Origin of the sequence: Catenovulum maritimum (genome assembly GCF_001050375.1) — a bacterium.
Classification (GTDB): Bacteria; Pseudomonadota; Gammaproteobacteria; order Enterobacterales; family Alteromonadaceae; genus Catenovulum; species Catenovulum maritimum.
This window is the reverse complement of record NZ_KQ130483.1, coordinates 57,180-73,443: the sequence shown is the minus strand read 5'-3', so window position 1 is coordinate 73,443 and position 16,264 is coordinate 57,180. Positions and strand designations below refer to the sequence as shown.

General features: G+C 35.8%; 15 protein-coding genes. 7 read left to right on the top strand and 8 right to left on the bottom strand.

All coding sequences use genetic code 11. From position 1 onward, the window contains the following. Positions 1-19: 19 nt before the first annotated feature. On the top strand, positions 20-1,576 hold the full coding sequence (locus XM47_RS02845) for a sigma-54-dependent transcriptional regulator (RefSeq protein WP_048689390.1): 1,557 nt from the start codon (positions 20-22) through the stop codon (positions 1,574-1,576). Between the two features lie 21 nt (positions 1,577-1,597). On the opposite strand, the gene XM47_RS02840 is transcribed toward XM47_RS02845, so the two are convergent. Continuing rightward, positions 1,598-2,614 carry a glycosyltransferase family 4 protein gene (locus XM47_RS02840; protein ID WP_048689387.1) on the bottom strand — a complete coding sequence of 339 codons (1,017 nt, stop codon included), beginning with the start codon at positions 2,612-2,614 and terminating at the stop codon, positions 1,598-1,600. Position 2,615: 1 nt separating this feature from the next. On the opposite strand from XM47_RS02840, the gene XM47_RS02835 reads away from it, so the two are divergent. Continuing rightward, complete coding sequence (locus XM47_RS02835) at positions 2,616-2,987, top strand: Hpt domain-containing protein (RefSeq protein ID WP_048689386.1); 372 nt, start codon at positions 2,616-2,618, stop codon at positions 2,985-2,987. Here XM47_RS02835 and XM47_RS02830 read toward each other — a convergent pair. After that, on the bottom strand, positions 2,984-3,916 hold the full coding sequence (locus XM47_RS02830; RefSeq protein ID WP_048689383.1) for a gluconeogenesis factor YvcK family protein: 933 nt from the start codon (positions 3,914-3,916) through the stop codon (positions 2,984-2,986). The genes XM47_RS02835 and XM47_RS02830 overlap by 4 nt on opposite strands. 202 nt (positions 3,917-4,118) lie before the next feature. Here XM47_RS02830 and XM47_RS02825 point away from each other — a divergent pair, with 202 nt between their 5' ends. Beyond that, positions 4,119-6,158 (top strand): ATP-binding protein, encoded by a 2,040-nt coding sequence (locus XM47_RS02825; protein ID WP_048689378.1) that lies wholly within the window; start codon positions 4,119-4,121, stop codon positions 6,156-6,158. Positions 6,159-6,222: 64 nt separating this feature from the next. Here the strand turns inward: XM47_RS02825 and XM47_RS02820 are convergent, their stop codons facing one another. The 3 genes from XM47_RS02820 to purE all read right to left on the bottom strand — a co-directional run bounded on the left by XM47_RS02820 (position 6,223) and on the right by purE (position 8,383). Further along, positions 6,223-6,621 (bottom strand): acyl-CoA thioesterase, encoded by a 399-nt coding sequence (locus tag XM47_RS02820; protein WP_048689375.1) that lies wholly within the window; start codon positions 6,619-6,621, stop codon positions 6,223-6,225. A 179-nt stretch (positions 6,622-6,800) separates the two neighbouring features. Then, the gene (gene purK, locus XM47_RS02815; RefSeq protein WP_048689372.1) at positions 6,801-7,889 is read right to left on the bottom strand and encodes a 5-(carboxyamino)imidazole ribonucleotide synthase; all 1,089 of its coding nucleotides are present in this window, start codon (positions 7,887-7,889) and stop codon (positions 6,801-6,803) included. Then, on the bottom strand, positions 7,889-8,383 hold the full coding sequence (gene purE, locus XM47_RS02810) for a 5-(carboxyamino)imidazole ribonucleotide mutase (protein ID WP_048689369.1): 495 nt from the start codon (positions 8,381-8,383) through the stop codon (positions 7,889-7,891). The genes purK and purE overlap by 1 nt, the downstream gene beginning before the upstream one ends. 315 nt (positions 8,384-8,698) lie before the next feature. On the opposite strand from purE, the gene XM47_RS02805 reads away from it, so the two are divergent. Beyond that, the gene (locus XM47_RS02805; RefSeq protein ID WP_048689367.1) at positions 8,699-9,943 is read left to right on the top strand and encodes a valine--pyruvate transaminase; all 1,245 of its coding nucleotides are present in this window, start codon (positions 8,699-8,701) and stop codon (positions 9,941-9,943) included. Positions 9,944-9,969: 26 nt separating this feature from the next. Then, positions 9,970-10,767 carry a glucosaminidase domain-containing protein gene (locus tag XM47_RS02800; protein ID WP_053084501.1) on the top strand — a complete coding sequence of 266 codons (798 nt, stop codon included), beginning with the start codon at positions 9,970-9,972 and terminating at the stop codon, positions 10,765-10,767. A 119-nt stretch (positions 10,768-10,886) separates the two neighbouring features. On the opposite strand, the gene XM47_RS02795 is transcribed toward XM47_RS02800, so the two are convergent. Then, a complete protein-coding gene (locus XM47_RS02795; protein ID WP_048689364.1) occupies positions 10,887-11,573 on the bottom strand; it encodes a YIP1 family protein in 687 nt (228 codons plus the stop codon). 69 nt (positions 11,574-11,642) lie between these two features. On the opposite strand from XM47_RS02795, the gene XM47_RS02790 reads away from it, so the two are divergent. Both XM47_RS02790 and XM47_RS02785 read left to right on the top strand, forming a co-directional pair. Beyond that, entirely contained in the window at positions 11,643-12,464 is an 822-nt protein-coding gene (locus tag XM47_RS02790; RefSeq protein WP_048689362.1) for an ABC transporter ATP-binding protein, read from the top strand. Beyond that, a complete protein-coding gene (locus tag XM47_RS02785; RefSeq protein ID WP_048689359.1) occupies positions 12,457-13,668 on the top strand; it encodes an ABC transporter permease in 1,212 nt (403 codons plus the stop codon). The genes XM47_RS02790 and XM47_RS02785 overlap by 8 nt, the downstream gene beginning before the upstream one ends. 71 nt (positions 13,669-13,739) lie before the next feature. On the opposite strand, the gene XM47_RS02780 is transcribed toward XM47_RS02785, so the two are convergent. Together XM47_RS02780 and gloB are read right to left on the bottom strand one after the other, a co-directional pair. Beyond that, positions 13,740-15,353, bottom strand: a complete 1,614-nt coding sequence (locus XM47_RS02780; RefSeq protein ID WP_048689358.1) for a LysM peptidoglycan-binding domain-containing protein — start codon at positions 15,351-15,353, stop codon at positions 13,740-13,742. 68 nt (positions 15,354-15,421) lie between these two features. Further along, entirely contained in the window at positions 15,422-16,264 is an 843-nt protein-coding gene (gloB, locus tag XM47_RS02775; RefSeq protein ID WP_245623409.1) for a hydroxyacylglutathione hydrolase, read from the bottom strand.

Below are 16,264 nucleotides of genomic sequence, written 5' to 3'. Positions count from 1 at the left end.
TTATCGGGAAGGGAATTTAATGGCTAAATCGAAAGTATTATTAGTTGAAGATACAGAGTCTCTTGCGCGTTTGTATATGGCTTATTTGGTGCCGCTCGGCTTGGAGATTACTTGGGTTGCTACGGGTACAGATGCAATTTCTAAATTGGAGAACGAAATATATGAAATTGTATTATTAGATATTATGTTACCTGATATTAGTGGCATTAAAATACTCGAGCATATAAATCAAGAAACTATCCAAGCTCAAGTCATTGTTTTAACGGCTCACGGCACTAAAGATATGGTTATGACCGCCATGCGTTTGGGAGCTGCTGATTTTCTCGAAAAGCCAGTCGATGCAGAAAGAGTAAGAGTAACTGTAAATAATGCACTAAAAGTTAAAACCTTAACTAAAGAAGTTGATAGTTATAAACAAAAATATGAGAAAAATCAGTTTTGTAACCTAATTGGTAGTTCAACCGCTATGCAGTCTGTCTATCAAATTATCCGAAATGTTAGTCCCAGTACTGCTACGGTTTTTATCACAGGCGAAAGTGGTACAGGTAAAGAGTTAACAGCTCAGGCTGTGCATGAATGTAGTGGTCGAAAAGGTGAATTTGTTGCACTTAATTGTGCTGCGATTCCGAAAGATTTGATCGAAAGTGAAATTTTTGGTCATGTTAAAGGTGCTTTTACTGGGGCTACATCCAATCGCAATGGCGCAGCAGGGCAAGCTAAAAATGGTACTTTGTTTTTAGATGAAATTTGTGAGATGGATTTAAATCTACAAAGTAAACTACTTAGATTTATTCAAACTGGTACATTCCAAAGAGTCGGAAGTGATAAACTCGAAAAAGCAGAAGTTCGATTTGTATGTGCAACTAATCGAGACCCTTTGCTAGAAGTTCAAGCTGGACGTTTTAGAGAAGATTTATATTATAGATTGCATGTTATCCCGATTCAGTTACCTCCTCTTAGAATGAGGGATAAAGACGTTATTGAAATCGCGGATTATTTATTTTCAAAATTTGCTCAGCAAGAAAATAAAGCTTATAAAAAAATAGAAGCCTCATGTCAGAATTTTATGCAAACTTACCCTTGGCCTGGGAATATTCGTGAACTTGAAAACACAGTTAGAAGTATTTTGGTGATGCATCATTCAGATGTTATCACAACACAAATGTTGCCTATTCATATCCAGCAAAATAATACCAATCCAGCAGTACCCGTGTTGCATTCTGAAGTAGAAGTACCCCAATCACAAGTTGTGAATAGCCTAGCTAATCAGGTTAATTCACCGCATTCAAATCATAATACTGAGGTTGAACTGTCTCAGGCAGGCATGAATTTGAATGCTGCAGAAAATTATATACCTAGGTCATCGCCAGCTACTTTAAGTAATGCTTCTATAGACGTTGAAATTAATTATTCAGAGTCCAGCCTTAAAATTCAACCACTATGGCTAAATGAGAAAATATATATAGAAGCTGTTATTGAAGCTTGTGGAGGTAACATTCCTAAAGCTTCTAAATTACTTGAAGTGAGCCCATCTACCATATATCGCAAAATTAAAGGCTGGGAAGAAATGGCGTAAATCTAGCCCTTGTTTTTATCTCTATGCTAGACAGTAAGCTTGTTTTAACTGTTTAGCTTGATTCTGTCCTGAGTACTCTTTTAAAACAAGTTTGTAGGCGTTTCTAATCATATCTTGTTGAATGCAATTATCTAATCTGAGCCATTCTGAAATGCAATCTGCTAGCGCCAGTGCAGATATTTGCTCCGCGAGATAACCTGTTTTATGGCTTGTAATGAGTTTATCTAGTTGACCGACTTTGGTACTAACAACTAAAACTCCCGACATCATAGCCTCTATTGCAACCATAGGTAGGCCTTCTTCTCTAGAAGAAATAACTAGAATATCTGAATTGTGCCAAACTTTATCCATATCTGAAGTAAAGCCTCTAATATGGCAATTATTTGGTAGATTTTTTTCTAGTTTATGTCTTTCTGGCCCATCGCCGAATAAGTTAAAGGCTAGCTTGCTATTTTTTTGAAAATGACTAGCTAATTGGATAAAAATATCTGGACCTTTTTCACTCGAGAGTCGTCCGATAAAGCTGACTCGGGTGATTGCTTGGGATTTTTTGTCGTGAAAAGCTTTAGGCAAAACAAAGTTATTAAATAGGCTGGAGCTACCATTTAATTGAGGTTTTAGTTTATTCGAAACTACAAAGTTGGTTGACATAAATGCGGTATATTTATCTATATCATTATATAGTTTTAACTTTCCACTACCTTGTTCTCCAGCATGGTAGGTTGAGACACAAGTTTTGTTTAATAGCTTGCTGAGTGTACGACCTAAAATACCTGCTTTATATCCGTGTGTATGCAATACATCGCTTGTGTCTAACTTTTTAATAAACGTAAGTAAATTCATAAAGTTTTCAATAAATTGGTATTCAATATTTAACTTGTCTAGTTTGCTGTATAACGGATTTGATGGGTAATATTTAAAGAAAATGCATTTTACATTGATCTTTTCTGCTTGTAATAATTCACAGTGATTGACTAAACTTGATTCAATACCGGCAAAACACGAAGTGTCGACTAAGTGGTATATACAAGGACTCATAATGACCTCCAATGAAAAATATTTAGATGACACAATTTGTCAAAAATTGATTTATGACGTAGGCAATGATTTATTTCTTCAATTGCTTAAGGTTTACATTGAAGAAAGTCAGCAAATTTGCCAAAAATTAATATCTGCTATAGTGAAGCAAGATTTAAAAGCTTGTGAATTACATGCTCATAGTCTTAAATCTAGCTCTAAAACTTATGGTGCTGAACAGTTAGCGATTGTTAGTGAGCAAGCAGAGCAAGCGGCTAAGTCAGCTGATACCAAATTACTCTCCCAGCTGTCATGCGAAATTACTCAACTGCACCAAGCGACGATTACTTATGCTTTATCTCAAGTCAGCTATAGTCAAGCTCAACAGTTCTAAGCGGTTCTGACTGATTTTTGTTGTATTAAACCAAGCAAAATAGTCTCGATGGCGTTTGTTAGTTGTTTAATATTATGTTGCCCGGTTTGACTGGGTCTAACAGATTGCTTTGCATATAAAGCTTGAACTTTATCGGAGAAGTCGAACTTTATTTGATTATTTTTAGTCGCCAAATTCACTTTAGTGTCAGTCAAAACATGATCAAATGCTTGAAAACCTAGTTGTGAATACATCCAGTCTAATAACTTTGAATAGGGCACACTTGACGCAACACTTTTTTCATCTGATAGATTTGAAATTAGTATTTTATTAGCTTGGGTGTGTTTTAAGGCTTGTTGAATTTGTGGCACAAGTAACACAGGCATTATGCTGGTTAAGTTGCTACCGGGTCCAATTAAGATTAAGTCTGCATTTAAGATATCTTTAATATTCTCATGACTAGTTTTAACACTATGGGTTAAGCTCAAAGAAATGGGTAATTCGTCTAATTTATCTATCTGGCATTCGCCAATAATTTGTTTGCTATCTTTTGTGATTGCGATTAAATCAGTTGGCGTTTCGCTCATAGGTCTAATCTCATGTTTTATATCAAGCATAGCTTTAAAACTATCTATACTTTGTTGCGGCGTCATTTTAAGCTGTTCGCAACTTAGTAATAGTAGATTACCTACCGAGTGCCCTGAAAACTCGTTCACTTGGTTAAATCTGTGGCAAAGTATTTGATGCATTGGGTGTTGTTGGTCGGTTAAAGCGCATAAACAACGTCTAATGTCTCCCCAAGCTATATTATTGAAAGCTTGTCTGATTTTTCCTGTGCTACCGCCATTATCTGTAGTTGCCACTATTGCGGTTATCTCAACTGGCAAATGCTTGATGGCAGAGAGTACATTTGACAAACCATGACCACCGCCAATACATACAATTTTCATATATCACCTAAAAATTATTGTTATTAGTTATTTAAATTCAAATTTGAAGCCAAATTTTAACTGTATGATATATAGATGTTTATTGTGTTTTCTCGTGTGGTGCATTCGCATTTTGCAAATTAAGAAGCAGAATGAAAATGAGTTGTTGTATTTATTTGGCAGTCGGCTAAAGTTTAACTGTGTAGTTTAAAAGGACTATTTGATGGACACAGGCTATTTGTTGAATGCTCTTAATGCAATTTCTTCATCTGACAATAACACTGATACTTTAATTTGCTTACAGAGTTTACTCTCACCTATTGCTCAATGTGATAATGTGATTATTTTGTTAGAGCAAGCTGATAAAACCTATGTAGAAATAGCATCTACAGATGCTATTTATCATGACACTATTTGGTCACAGGGCGAATTATTTAATCAAGCTCAGAGCCAAGAGGCATGCGTGTTATCCCAGTCCAATTTCATTAATGAATTAATTAGCCAAAAAACGCCGATACAAGCTGCTATCGCATCTTTGATTGTTGTCGGTGTTAAGTTATCTAAACAAAATCTAGTTGTTTTACTGACGAGCAGTTGTATTAATAAATTCAATCTAGAGATGATTGATGAACTGAATTGTCTCTATCCACTTATTAAGCAGTGCAGCTTAAATATTTTGAATAGAGAAAACTTAACTAGGAAGGTTGCGGAAAAAACTAAAGCATTACAAACCAGCGAAAAAAGATTTAGAGCTTTTGCCGAATCAGCATCGGATTGGTTCTGGGAAACTGACAATTCATTATGTTTTAGTTATGTTTCAACCAACGACAATCAGAAAAATAAAAATTTATATCAACATTTTATCGGTAAACATATAGCTCAAGTCGCATCCGAAAAGGAGTTAAGCCAGCTTAAAAAGTGGAGTCAATTTGAATATCTACTTAAGTGCCAACAACAATTTTACGATTTTGAATTTGAGATGTTAGATAGTAAAGGTAACACTAGATGGATTGCACTAAATGGCTTTATTAAACAAGATGAATTTGGCTGTTTTTCGGGTTACATGGGGACAGGTAAAGATATAAATTACCATAAGAAAAGAGAGCGGGATCTACAAGTTGCTAAAGAGTTAGCTGAAACAGCAAACGCCGCTAAATCGGCTTTTTTAGCGACTATGTCACACGAAATTAGAACACCGATTAATGTCATATTAGGGAACTTAGAATTACTTCAAGATAGCGATTTAAAAGCGACTCAATTAAAATACATTAATGCTGCGCAAGGTAGTGCTAAATTATTACAAAACTTGATCTCAGATACTTTAGATTTAGCGAAAATTGAGTCTGGAAAGTTTGAACTAGAATCTATCCCGGTTAATTTGAATTCATTATTGGACAATTTAGAATTGCAGTTTGATTCCCAATCTGTAGTAAAAGGAATTGAATTTCAAACTGTGTATCACGATTTACCAGAAATAATCGAAAGTGACCCGACACGCTTGTCTCAAATATTATTCAATCTAGTTGGTAATGCGATTAAATTTACTGCAAAGGGGAAGGTTACTTTATCGCTAAGTTATCAAAATTCACGTATAACCATTAAAGTCAAAGACACAGGAATCGGCATCCCTGAAGATAAATTAGCCTCAATTTTTCAGCCTTTTACTCAGGCCGAAATACATTTAAATCGAAGATTTGGTGGTACAGGTTTGGGTTTAACTATTTGCAAAGCAATTATTGAGATGATGCGAGGGGAAATAAAATGTACGAGCCAAATCAATCAAGGCTCTGAATTTGTTGTTGAATTACCGATTAAGCAGCTGTTTATATCTAAACCGCAAGTTTCAGGTCAAAATATTCAATCGCAAATACATAGCCATAGGGCATATTCTATTTTATTAGCAGAAGATAACCTGTCTAATCAATTAGTAATAAAAGCTTTACTTGAAAAGCGAAACCATGAAGTGACCATTGCCGAAAATGGGCAGGTAGCCGTCAATATATTAAAAGAAAAAAGCTTTGATATTATATTGATGGATATGATGATGCCTGAAGTTGATGGCCTTACAGCCAGTAAATTGATACGCGGAAATTGGCCTAAAGATAAAACGCCAATTATTGCATTAACTGCAAATGCGAGCGTGGAAGATCAAAGAAATTGTTTAAACGCGGGAATGAATGATTTTTTAACAAAGCCAATAGATTCAGCTTTATTGGCAGATAAAATTAATTACTGGGTATTAAAAGCGCAAGATGCTAGTTAGGCTGAATATTAAGCCACCAAATGTATTAGCCTATTGCATAATGCAATAGGCTAAAGAGAGCTGATTAATCTCGTTTTACTTTGTGCTTTTGACCATTGTCATCAATCGCAACATAAGTGAATATACCTTCGCAAACCTTGAAGCTATTCTTGTTTTCTAGACCAGTTCTTAATACAGGCTCAACCCATACTTCCAGTTGAATTTTTAGTGATGTGTTGCCTATGTGAGCTACGCTACCATAACAGCTAAAAATATCCCCAACATGAACGGCTTGAATAAATCGAATGCTGTCTACAGCAACAGTTACAGTTCTGCTTTTTGCAACCGCTTTAGCCATCATGCCACCAGCAATATCCATTTGCGCCATTATCCAACCACCAAAGATATCGCCATTCGCATTTGTATCTGCTGGCATTGCTTGTGTTCTTAAAATTAACTCACCGTCTGGCTTTAAATCGCCCATATATCAACCTTTTGATTTTTTTATGGTTTATCTTAGATGCGTCTATTCTCCATTAAAATGGCCTTTAGCTAAAATAAAACATGATAATGATGAGTATTGTCGAATTTTTTGGAGAGGACAAATTTTTGATAAAAAAATAGGGCAGTTGTTGCCCTATTTTTACTGGTGTTTTTAAAGTGTTAATTTATTAGTAACTCTTTGCGTAACCAGTTGATCGTGTCGCTATATTGGCTTGGTAACAAAGGCTCAATTTGATCTAGCGCGGCTGAAATATTTTCAACTCCAGTTTTGCTAAAATTAATATGACCCACTTTTCGACCAGCACGTACACTTTTTTGATACCAAAATAGTTCGGAGCCTTCTACAGCTAGCCACCTTTTATCTAACTCACAACCAATTAGGTTAATCATAAAGTTAGTGTTGCGAATACTAGGGACTATCATAGGTAAACCAGTCACACATCTAACATGACTTTCAAACTGGCTAATATTGCTACCAGCTTGAGTCCAGTGTCCACTATTGTGAACTCTTGGTGCAATTTCATTAATGAGTAACTTATCTCCGACTTTGAAACATTCCATTGCCATAACACCGACATAATCAACTGCAGACATGAGTTTAGTCAGCATTTTTTCAGCTGTCTCTTGATAAGGTTTAAGTCGATTTAGTGGACTAATAGAAGCGGTTAAAATTCCATTTTGATGAAGATTCAAAGTTAATGGGTAAAAATAACATTTGCCTTGTTGATCGCGAACGCCAATTAATGAAACTTCTTCACAAAAATTAATCGCTTGTTCTGCAATGGCATTATTATGCCAATCGTCAGGAATTAAAGACTGCTCAGCTTTTTTTAACCAGTGTTGACCACGGCCATCATATCCGCCTTTGCGACGCTTCAATAATACTCGGTCACCCAGCTTATTGTGCAGGTCCGATTCAGTTGTTGCTGTTTCAACTAACTGCCATGGGGCTGTCGCTAATTCTAATTCATCTAGTAAAGATTTTTGCTTGAATCTATCAGCAATTGTTGCAAAAAATGCTTGATTTGCGAAGTTGCTGTGAGCAGCTAAAGCATCAGTAACAGGCGTTGAAGGCCATTCTTCTCTTTCTGCTGTAACAACATCATTTTTTGCTAAAACGGGCGCTTGAGCAGCGTCTATATCGATTGGCTTAACGTTTACGCCTAAAGGATAAGCCGCGTGTTGCAACATATTACCTAGTTGGCCTGCGCCTAACACCCATAATGTTTGCTCAAAATACTCAGACATTAGTTTGACTCTCTAGGATCCGGATTTGCTAATACTGTTTCAGTTTGTTGGGTTCTAAATGCTTCAATATTATCAGCGATTTCTGCATCAGTTACTGCTAAGATTTGAGATGCCATTAAACCAGCATTGAAAGCGCCAGCTTCACCAATTGCTAGTGTACCAACCGCAACACCTTTTGGCATTTGAACAATCGAATAAAGGCTATCTACACCACTTAGTGCTTTACTTTGTACTGGTACACCTAAAACCGGTAAACGAGTTTTAGCCGCAACCATACCTGGTAAGTGAGCTGCGCCGCCTGCACCCGCAATAATAACTTGGTAACCTTTTTCAACAGCAGTACTTGCAAAGCTCATCAATTTATCTGGGGTTCTGTGTGCAGATACCACTTCAACGTCGTATTTTACGTTTAGTTTATCCATAACATCGGCAGCATTTTTCATTGTGCTCCAATCACTTTGTGATCCCATAATAATTGCGACTTTAGCGTTCACTTTCAGCTCCTGAATTGAAAAGTTTATATAAACTTCTTTGTTGTTTTAAATAAATAAAAAACAAACAATTTACTCACCTAATGAGTAAATAATATGAATATCAAATTTGGTTTTGTTTGGTAATGGCCTGTTTAAATAATACAAGCTCAACCTAGATTTAATGCGTTTAATCGATTGGGAAACGAGAAGCACCCTAGAAAAGAGCCCTAACTGCTAACTCAAATAGCATTAAAGAGTAATAATAACATGTAATTTATAAAATGGCGTCATATAATCTCAAAATTGTAATTCGAGAAACAAATTTTAAAACAACTTATGGTTAAACTTTCTAACTTTGGTGAGCAACTCACTAATAATGCCAGCATAGTCGATTTAATGGATGACTTAGGCCAGGCATTAAATGTTAATCCAGATTTATTATTTTTAGGTGGTGGTAATCCGGGGCATATTCCTGAATTTGAAACTGAAATTGCTAAACAATTATCTGACATAGCTAATACACCAGAAGCACTACATAAATTAATTGGTATTTACCAATCACCTCAAGGCTCAGAGACTTTGATCAAACTACTGGTAGATTATTTTAATCAGCGCTTTGATTGGGGGATTAGTGAAAAAAACATCGCAATTACAAATGGTAGCCAGTCTGCTTTCTTTATTTTGATTAATATGCTTGCAGGGCCATCTAAACAAGGCCATAAGCACTTTCTATTCCCGTTAGTGCCTGAGTATTTAGGTTATAGTGACCAAGCATTAGGTAGTGAATATTTTGTTGGGTGTTTACCTAAAATAGAAAAGATAGGCGAGGATGAATTTAAGTATCATATAGATTTTGATAATTTAAATATTACCGATCTAACCTCTGCTATTTGTGTCTCTAGACCAACCAACCCAAGTGGAAATGTTATAAGTGATGATGAGGTTCAGCGTCTTAATGAGCTTGCACAACAAAATAACGTCCCTTTGATTATTGATTGTGCCTATGGCGCGCCATTTCCAAATATTGTGTATCAAGATGTTAATAATATTTGGAATGAAAACATCATTAATGTTTTTAGTTTATCCAAACTTGGTCTCCCAGCTGTTCGAACTGGGATAGTGGTTGCAAACGAGAATATCATAAACAAGATAGTCAATATTAATACTGTGATGAGTCTAGCAAACGGTAATTTCGGTCCTGAGTTAATGAGCCGTATAATTGAGCAAAATAAGCTTGAATACTTATGTGATAAGGTTATTAAACCTTTTTATAACCAGAAAAGAGATTATTTAATCGCTCAAATCAGACAAAAGATGAAAGGGATCAACTATCGATTTCATCAGGCAGAAGGTGCTTTCTTCTTATGGATATGGTTTGAAGGTTTATCCGTCACTTCAACTGAATTATATAATCAGCTGAAGCAAAAAGGGGTATTGGTTATGGATGGTAAACCCTTCTTTTTTGCAACTGACGCAATCTGGGAACATCAAAATCAGTGTTTAAGGCTTTCTTATTGTCAATCGGAAGATGTATTGTCACAAGCCGTTGATATTATCAGTGAAACAGTTAGTTCACTTTAAATTTTAATTATTATTGATAAGGCATTATGAATAAAAAAATTATCACATCTTTGGCGCTCTTATTATGGTTAACTGCTTGCTCAGAGAAACCGATAGAGTCAGTGGAAGAAACAAAAATAGGCAAGATTAATTTGGTTAACCTAAATTATTTTGCGGATGAAAAACCTTTACCTGATTTTAAAAAATATCCGGCAGGTAAACAGAGAAAGCAGGCTTTCTTTAAGTTCATTGCACCAATTATTAAATCTGAAAATGAGCGTATTGCGACAATCAGAGAGGCCAGTTTAAAGGTTGCTGAATTAGTACTAGATGGTAGTGCTACAGAACATCAAACACAATGGTTAGTAAATGTTTGTCAAAGATACAAAATTGACTGTGAGGCTGGGGTTACGAAAGAAACGATTGCTAGTTTAAATCGTAGAATCAATAAGTTACCAGCTTCTTTAGCAATTGCGCAGGCTGCAAATGAATCAGCTTGGGGAACATCTAGGTTTGCTGTGCAGGCAAATAACTTATACGGGCAATGGTGTTTTTCTGAAGGCTGTGGGTTAGCACCAAATCAAAGAAATGAAGGCGCTATTCATGAAGTTAGAAAATTTGATAGCCCAGTTGCGTCAGTTCGTTCATATTTATTGAATTTAAATCGACACCCAGCATATCAAGGGTTAAGAGGCATCAGAGCTGATTTGATAAAACAGAAACAAAAAGTGACGGGACATGCTTTGGCTGCAGGCCTTATCCAATATTCAGAACGGAAACATGAATATGTTGAAGAACTTAGACAAATGATTCGTTTTAATAAATTATCTAAATATGAAAGTTAAAATAGCGATTTAATTAATTTCACTAAATTCTAACTAGCCCGAGAAGCCAGAAGATCTAACTTCTCGGGCTTAATACTCAAATTAGTATTAAGCCCTGATATTTGATCCCACTCTGGAATTTACAAGAACAAGCCTAACAAAATTAGCATTAAGATAGGGAACAAACATATATTAACTAAGCTTTTAGTACTTAAGCTGGTTTTCACGGACAAACCATAAAATAGAATAACCAGTGACCATAAACTAAAGAAATCGAAACTTGTTAATAGGGTATACAGTTTATCTCCCGGCACTAGCCCAACTAACTGATTTATTGAACTAAACTGAAGTAAGGTTAAATCTATTTGGTTCGAAGGATAAAATAAAACAATAAGGCTAGTGAGTGAGAATTGTATGATTAGCGGGAATTGAACCCACCAAATAAAGCCAAACCAGTCACTAAAGCCATCTGTATTCTCTTCATCTAGTTTGGTTACTATATTGAGATAACCGGCTAGTATAACAGCTTGTAAAATGGTCATTAAAGCAGACGTTATAGTGTAAGTATAGCGAATCGACTCAGGCGTCATTTGCTGTCTTAATTGAGCTTGCTCCGCAGCTGACATATTACTCAATTGAGTATTTATCGTATGTTCTATTAGCCAAGTTAAATCAACCTGCTCTAAATAAGTAAACCAAAACAGCAACATGCTAAGAAAAATAAAGACAAATGGAAATTTACTTGAAACTTTATGCTCGCTAATTTGTTGAAAAGCAAACTTAGGTCTTAACACTAAGTTTTTGAAAATTGGTATTAAATAACTCATAAACTGATTTGATATTAATAAAACCTCAGTTTAGCATACAAAAATCATCTCAAACCATATGGAAATTCAATGCTTAAAGTAAACGCATTAAATAAACGCTTTGCATTAAAAGATGCGAAACAAGCTAAGCAAAATAATATAAGTGATTCAAGGATTAAAGGTCGTTATTTTTATGCGGTAAAAAATATGACATTTAGTTGCGAGGTTGGTGAAATTACAGGCGTGTTAGGTGCAAATGGCGCGGGCAAGACAAGTTTGTTGCGTCTACTATCGACTGCTTTACAGCCTGATTCCGGCGAGATTGAGTTTAATCAAAAGTTGATTGAGACAAACTTAGCTGATTATCGTAAGCAGCTTGGTTTTTTATCTGGCTCAACGGGGTTATATGAAAAGTTAACTGGCTATGAAAACTTAATGTATTTTGCCAATTTATATGGGCTAAACAAGAATGAAGCAGAGCAACGGATTTCACTTTTGTCTGAAGCCTTAAATATGTCATCGTTTCTACCGAGACGCTTTGGCGATTATTCAACAGGGATGAAGCAAAAACTTGCTATAGCAAGGGCTATGATACATCAGCCTAAATTAATTATTTTAGATGAACCCACGACGGGCTTAGATATTAAAGCGAGAGAAATTATTTTAGAGTTTATTGAAAATATAAGACAACAGGGTGTTTGTGTGATTTTTTCAACACATGATTTAGCTGAAGTTGAAAGGTTATGCTCTAAAGTTTTAGTCGTAGAGCAAGGCGAATTAAAATTTGATGGCAGTTTAGAGCAACTGAAATCCGTTGCGGATACGGCTAACCTTAACCAAGCATTATTCTCGTTTATGCAGGCTGACAATTTAAACTTGGCCCATCTTAGATCTGGAGAAGCTAATGCTTAGTGCTGTATATAAAAAAGAATTACTTGAATTAGTTCGTGATAAAAAAACACTCGTGTTTATGATTCTATTGCCGCTATTAATTTTTCCTGCTTTGTTTGGCTCCTTGGCGATTTTCTCAGTTAAAACAATTCAAAAAGAACAAGCTAGAGTACTATCTTATGCTGTAGTCGGCGCTTCCGACGATAATCCTATTCTTGACTTGTTAAAGCAAGAAGCTGGCTTTAAGTTATATTTAGGACAAACAGAAGGCCTTTCCAGCACAGAGATCCGAGAACTCATAAGACAAAATAAAGTTGATTTTGTACTGAAAATTCCTACCAATCATTCAACATTAATGGATGGCAATTTGCAAAGCGATTGGCAACTACATTTTTATAATGCGGATGGTATAAACTCTGTTTTCAATCGAGTTAAAAATATGACTAATCAGTTGAACCAAAACTTAACAGAGTCAAAATTAATCCATTTAGGTTTAGCCAGCGATCAAGTCCCAGGTGTTATCAAGCCCATCAAATTACTAAAACAAGATGTTGCCGAGAAAAAAGAAAGTTTAGGTAGTCAACTAGGTGGTTTAGTGAGTTATATTTTACTGCCATTATGCTTGATGGGTGCAATTTATCCTGCAATTGATCTTGCTGCAGGTGAGAAAGAGCGGGGTACACTAGAAACTTTACTGATAACGCCAGTCCCACGTACTACTTTAGTTTTAGGTAAGTTTTTAACGATTTTTACCGCATCATTCACTTCAGCTTTAATGGCTATTCTGAGTTTAGCTATATGGGGATTCATATTTGCCCAAGGCCTAGCGGTTGAAATAGTCATAAAGGTTATTGGTACCCTGGGTGTTTTGGATCTGTTATTAGCTTTATTTATGTTAGTACCTGTAGTTATGTTTTTTGCTGCATTAGTACTTTCAATTTCTATTTACGCCAAAAATTTTAAAGAAGCTCAAAATTTTATGGCACCACTTAGTTTAATGATTTTTATACCTCTCATTATTGCATTGTTACCAGGTATAAAACTGAATTGGCACCTTGCTTTAATTCCGATTAGCAATGTTGCTCTAGCAATTAAAGAGATATTAAAAGGACAAGCAGATCCTTGGATGCTAAGCGTTATATGGGGAAGTCAGTTAGGTTTAGCCTTACTTATGCTAACCGCTTGTATCTATTGGTTTAGTAAAGAAAAGGTACTGTTTCGCTAGAGGAGTAAATCTGGTTTTGTGTTTCTAACCCCAAGCATTAATTTGATGGGGTTAGAGGCTAAAATCTAAGATTAGATTTGGGTTATATCGACATGCAAATTGAGTTTTTGCCCAGGTTGTAAATACCGTTTACGAGTTATTTTGTTCCAAGTTTCAATTTCTTTGATTGAAACTTTAAATTTTTGGGCAATCAAAGCCAGAGAGTCACCACGTCGTACCGTATAATTTACTTTTTTAGTTGTTGGTGCCGAAGCTAGTTGAATGTCATTGTCGCTGAGCTTTATTTTTAGCTCTTGTCCTGGATAAATTGGATCGCCAGGTGCCATGTTATTCCATTTTGCTAAGGTTTTTACGCTAGTGTTATGTGCACGGCTGATATCCCAAAAAGTATCGCCTTTTTTAACCTTATAAGTAACAGAATTATTTTCTATTTTACTTTGCTTAGCTAAGGTTCTTTGGTTAAAGCTTAGCTGGTAATCTTTTGCTTCGATACTTGAGGCCGGGATCATCAAAAAGTCACCAATTCTAATTGTGTTAGTTGTCAATTTGTTCGCCGTTTTGATCACATCTATACTCGTCTTGTGAGTATTGGCAATTTTACCTAAACTATCGCCAGATTTTATTTTATAACGTACCCAAGTTAATAACTCATCAGGATTGAGTTGCGCAAGCTTACTTTCAAGTAACTTGGCATTATCTATTGGCAAAATAAATCTATGAGGGCCTTCCGGTGCGGTTGCCCAACGGTTATAACCTGGGTTTAATTTGTGTAAAGCATTAACATCCATTTCGGCCAAGTTAGCAGCTAAGGCTAAATCAATCTGACTTTTGGCTTCTACTGACGCGATTACTGGTTCGTTAGTAATAGGGTAGATACTAATATTGTATTTGTGCGGACGTTTTATTATATCGGCAAGTGCAAGTAATTTAGGCACATAAGCGTCTGTTTCTCTAGGTAATTCGAGAGACCAAAAATCAATATTTTCACCTGCACGATAATTTTTTTGAATTGCTCTAGCAACTCGTCCTTCGCCTGAATTATAAGAGGCAAGGGCATGTAGCCAGTTACCATCAAATTGTTGATGCAACTTCTCTAAATAATCTAACGCAGCTTTGGTTGAATCAATTACATCTCTTCTACCGTCAAACCACCAATCTTGTCTTAAACCAAAACGCTCAGCCGTGCCAGGTACAAATTGCCATAAGCCAGATGCTCGCCCTGGTGAATAAGCAAAAGGATCAAAAGCACTTTCTACAATAGGTAATAGTGCAAGCTCCATGGGCAATCCACGGTTTTCAATTTGTTCTACGATATAATATAAAAATGGTTCGGCTCTTTTAGCGACTCGGTTTAAATAGTCTGGATGCTTGGCATACCAAGCTCTTTGGATTTTTAAACGTCTATTCTCAGGAATAGGAAAAGTGAGCTGGGCTTGAATTCGTTTCCAAACATCGCCATAAACGGCCTGTTCGTGATTATGAGATTGGTTATCTGGGGTAACTTTAGCTATGTCATAATAGTCTGTAGGGTCATCAGCAGTAACAACTGCAGCGATAAACTGGCTATGGTCCGCTTTTTCTTCAACCAAATTTGTTGTTTTTTCAGTTTCATTCTGTAAAGGTGCAAGAGATTTACAACCTGTTATTGCTAAACTGATAAGGATTAGGGTGATTCTATAAAACATAAATTATCCAGACTTAATACCTAAATCAAATGGTACTTTTTTAGACTTGTTAAAGCAATTTTTATCGACTAGAAGTCATCTTTAAGCTGTCTAATTGTGGCAAATGCATCAACTTCACTATTTATCTCAAGTCTAGTGAGTTTGGATAGCTTTATCTTAATTGCATCTGAATTACATCTTAAATAGGGATTAATTAATTTTTCGAGCCGAATTGAGCTAGGTAGACTGGGGAGATTCAGTGCTCTTAAATCGACGACCTTTTTTTGGTAAGCGATAAGATCTTGGTTGTTAGCTTCTATCGTTAATGCAAATTCTATATTGGCTAAAGTGTATTCGTGAGTACAAAATAATTGAGCGTCTTGGTTCAAGCCGGTTAACTTTTTAATACTATCTAAAAACATTTGCGGGTTACCCTCAAACATCCGACCACAGCCTGCGGAAAATAATGTATCACCACAAAAAATCCAATCTTGATTGTAGAAGGCAATGTGATCCAGCGTATGACCAGGTATAGTGATTATATTAAAACTAAGGTTTAATGCTTCAAAATAAATTTGAGATTGATCATTGAGTTTAACATCAATATTTGGGTAAGGACTGTTACTTGGGCCATATACTTGTATATTTGGAAACTCCTGCTTTAGCGCTGCAATCCCACCTGTATGATCCCTGTGATAATGAGTCACTAGTATCCCGACTATTTCGTCATCTGAATTTAATTGTTTTAAGACAACATCAGCATCACCAGGGTCAACTAAAATTAGTTTGGAGCCTAAACTAATTTTCCAGATATAGTTATCCTGAAATGCAGGAATGGGTGTAACTTTATACATAGTGCTTTGCTTCTGATTAAAACTTTGCATATAGTAATCAAAGCGTCTAGATAAAGATAGAGTAATAGGGTAACGCAA

Coding starts and splice junctions, on each gene's coding strand:
- XM47_RS02845 (WP_048689390.1), top strand. CDS start 20: ATGGCTAAATCGAAAGTATTATTAGTTGAAGATACAGAGTCTCTTGCG.
- XM47_RS02840 (WP_048689387.1), bottom strand. CDS start 2,614: ATGAGTCCTTGTATATACCACTTAGTCGACACTTCGTGTTTTGCCGGT.
- XM47_RS02835 (WP_048689386.1), top strand. CDS start 2,616: ATGACCTCCAATGAAAAATATTTAGATGACACAATTTGTCAAAAATTG.
- XM47_RS02830 (WP_048689383.1), bottom strand. CDS start 3,916: ATGAAAATTGTATGTATTGGCGGTGGTCATGGTTTGTCAAATGTACTC.
- XM47_RS02825 (WP_048689378.1), top strand. CDS start 4,119: ATGGACACAGGCTATTTGTTGAATGCTCTTAATGCAATTTCTTCATCT.
- XM47_RS02820 (WP_048689375.1), bottom strand. CDS start 6,621: ATGGGCGATTTAAAGCCAGACGGTGAGTTAATTTTAAGAACACAAGCA.
- purK (WP_048689372.1), bottom strand. CDS start 7,889: ATGTCTGAGTATTTTGAGCAAACATTATGGGTGTTAGGCGCAGGCCAA.
- XM47_RS02805 (WP_048689367.1), top strand. CDS start 8,699: ATGGTTAAACTTTCTAACTTTGGTGAGCAACTCACTAATAATGCCAGC.
- XM47_RS02800 (WP_053084501.1), top strand. CDS start 9,970: ATGAATAAAAAAATTATCACATCTTTGGCGCTCTTATTATGGTTAACT.
- XM47_RS02795 (WP_048689364.1), bottom strand. CDS start 11,573: ATGAGTTATTTAATACCAATTTTCAAAAACTTAGTGTTAAGACCTAAG.
- XM47_RS02790 (WP_048689362.1), top strand. CDS start 11,643: ATGCTTAAAGTAAACGCATTAAATAAACGCTTTGCATTAAAAGATGCG.
- XM47_RS02785 (WP_048689359.1), top strand. CDS start 12,457: ATGCTTAGTGCTGTATATAAAAAAGAATTACTTGAATTAGTTCGTGAT.
- XM47_RS02780 (WP_048689358.1), bottom strand. CDS start 15,353: ATGTTTTATAGAATCACCCTAATCCTTATCAGTTTAGCAATAACAGGT.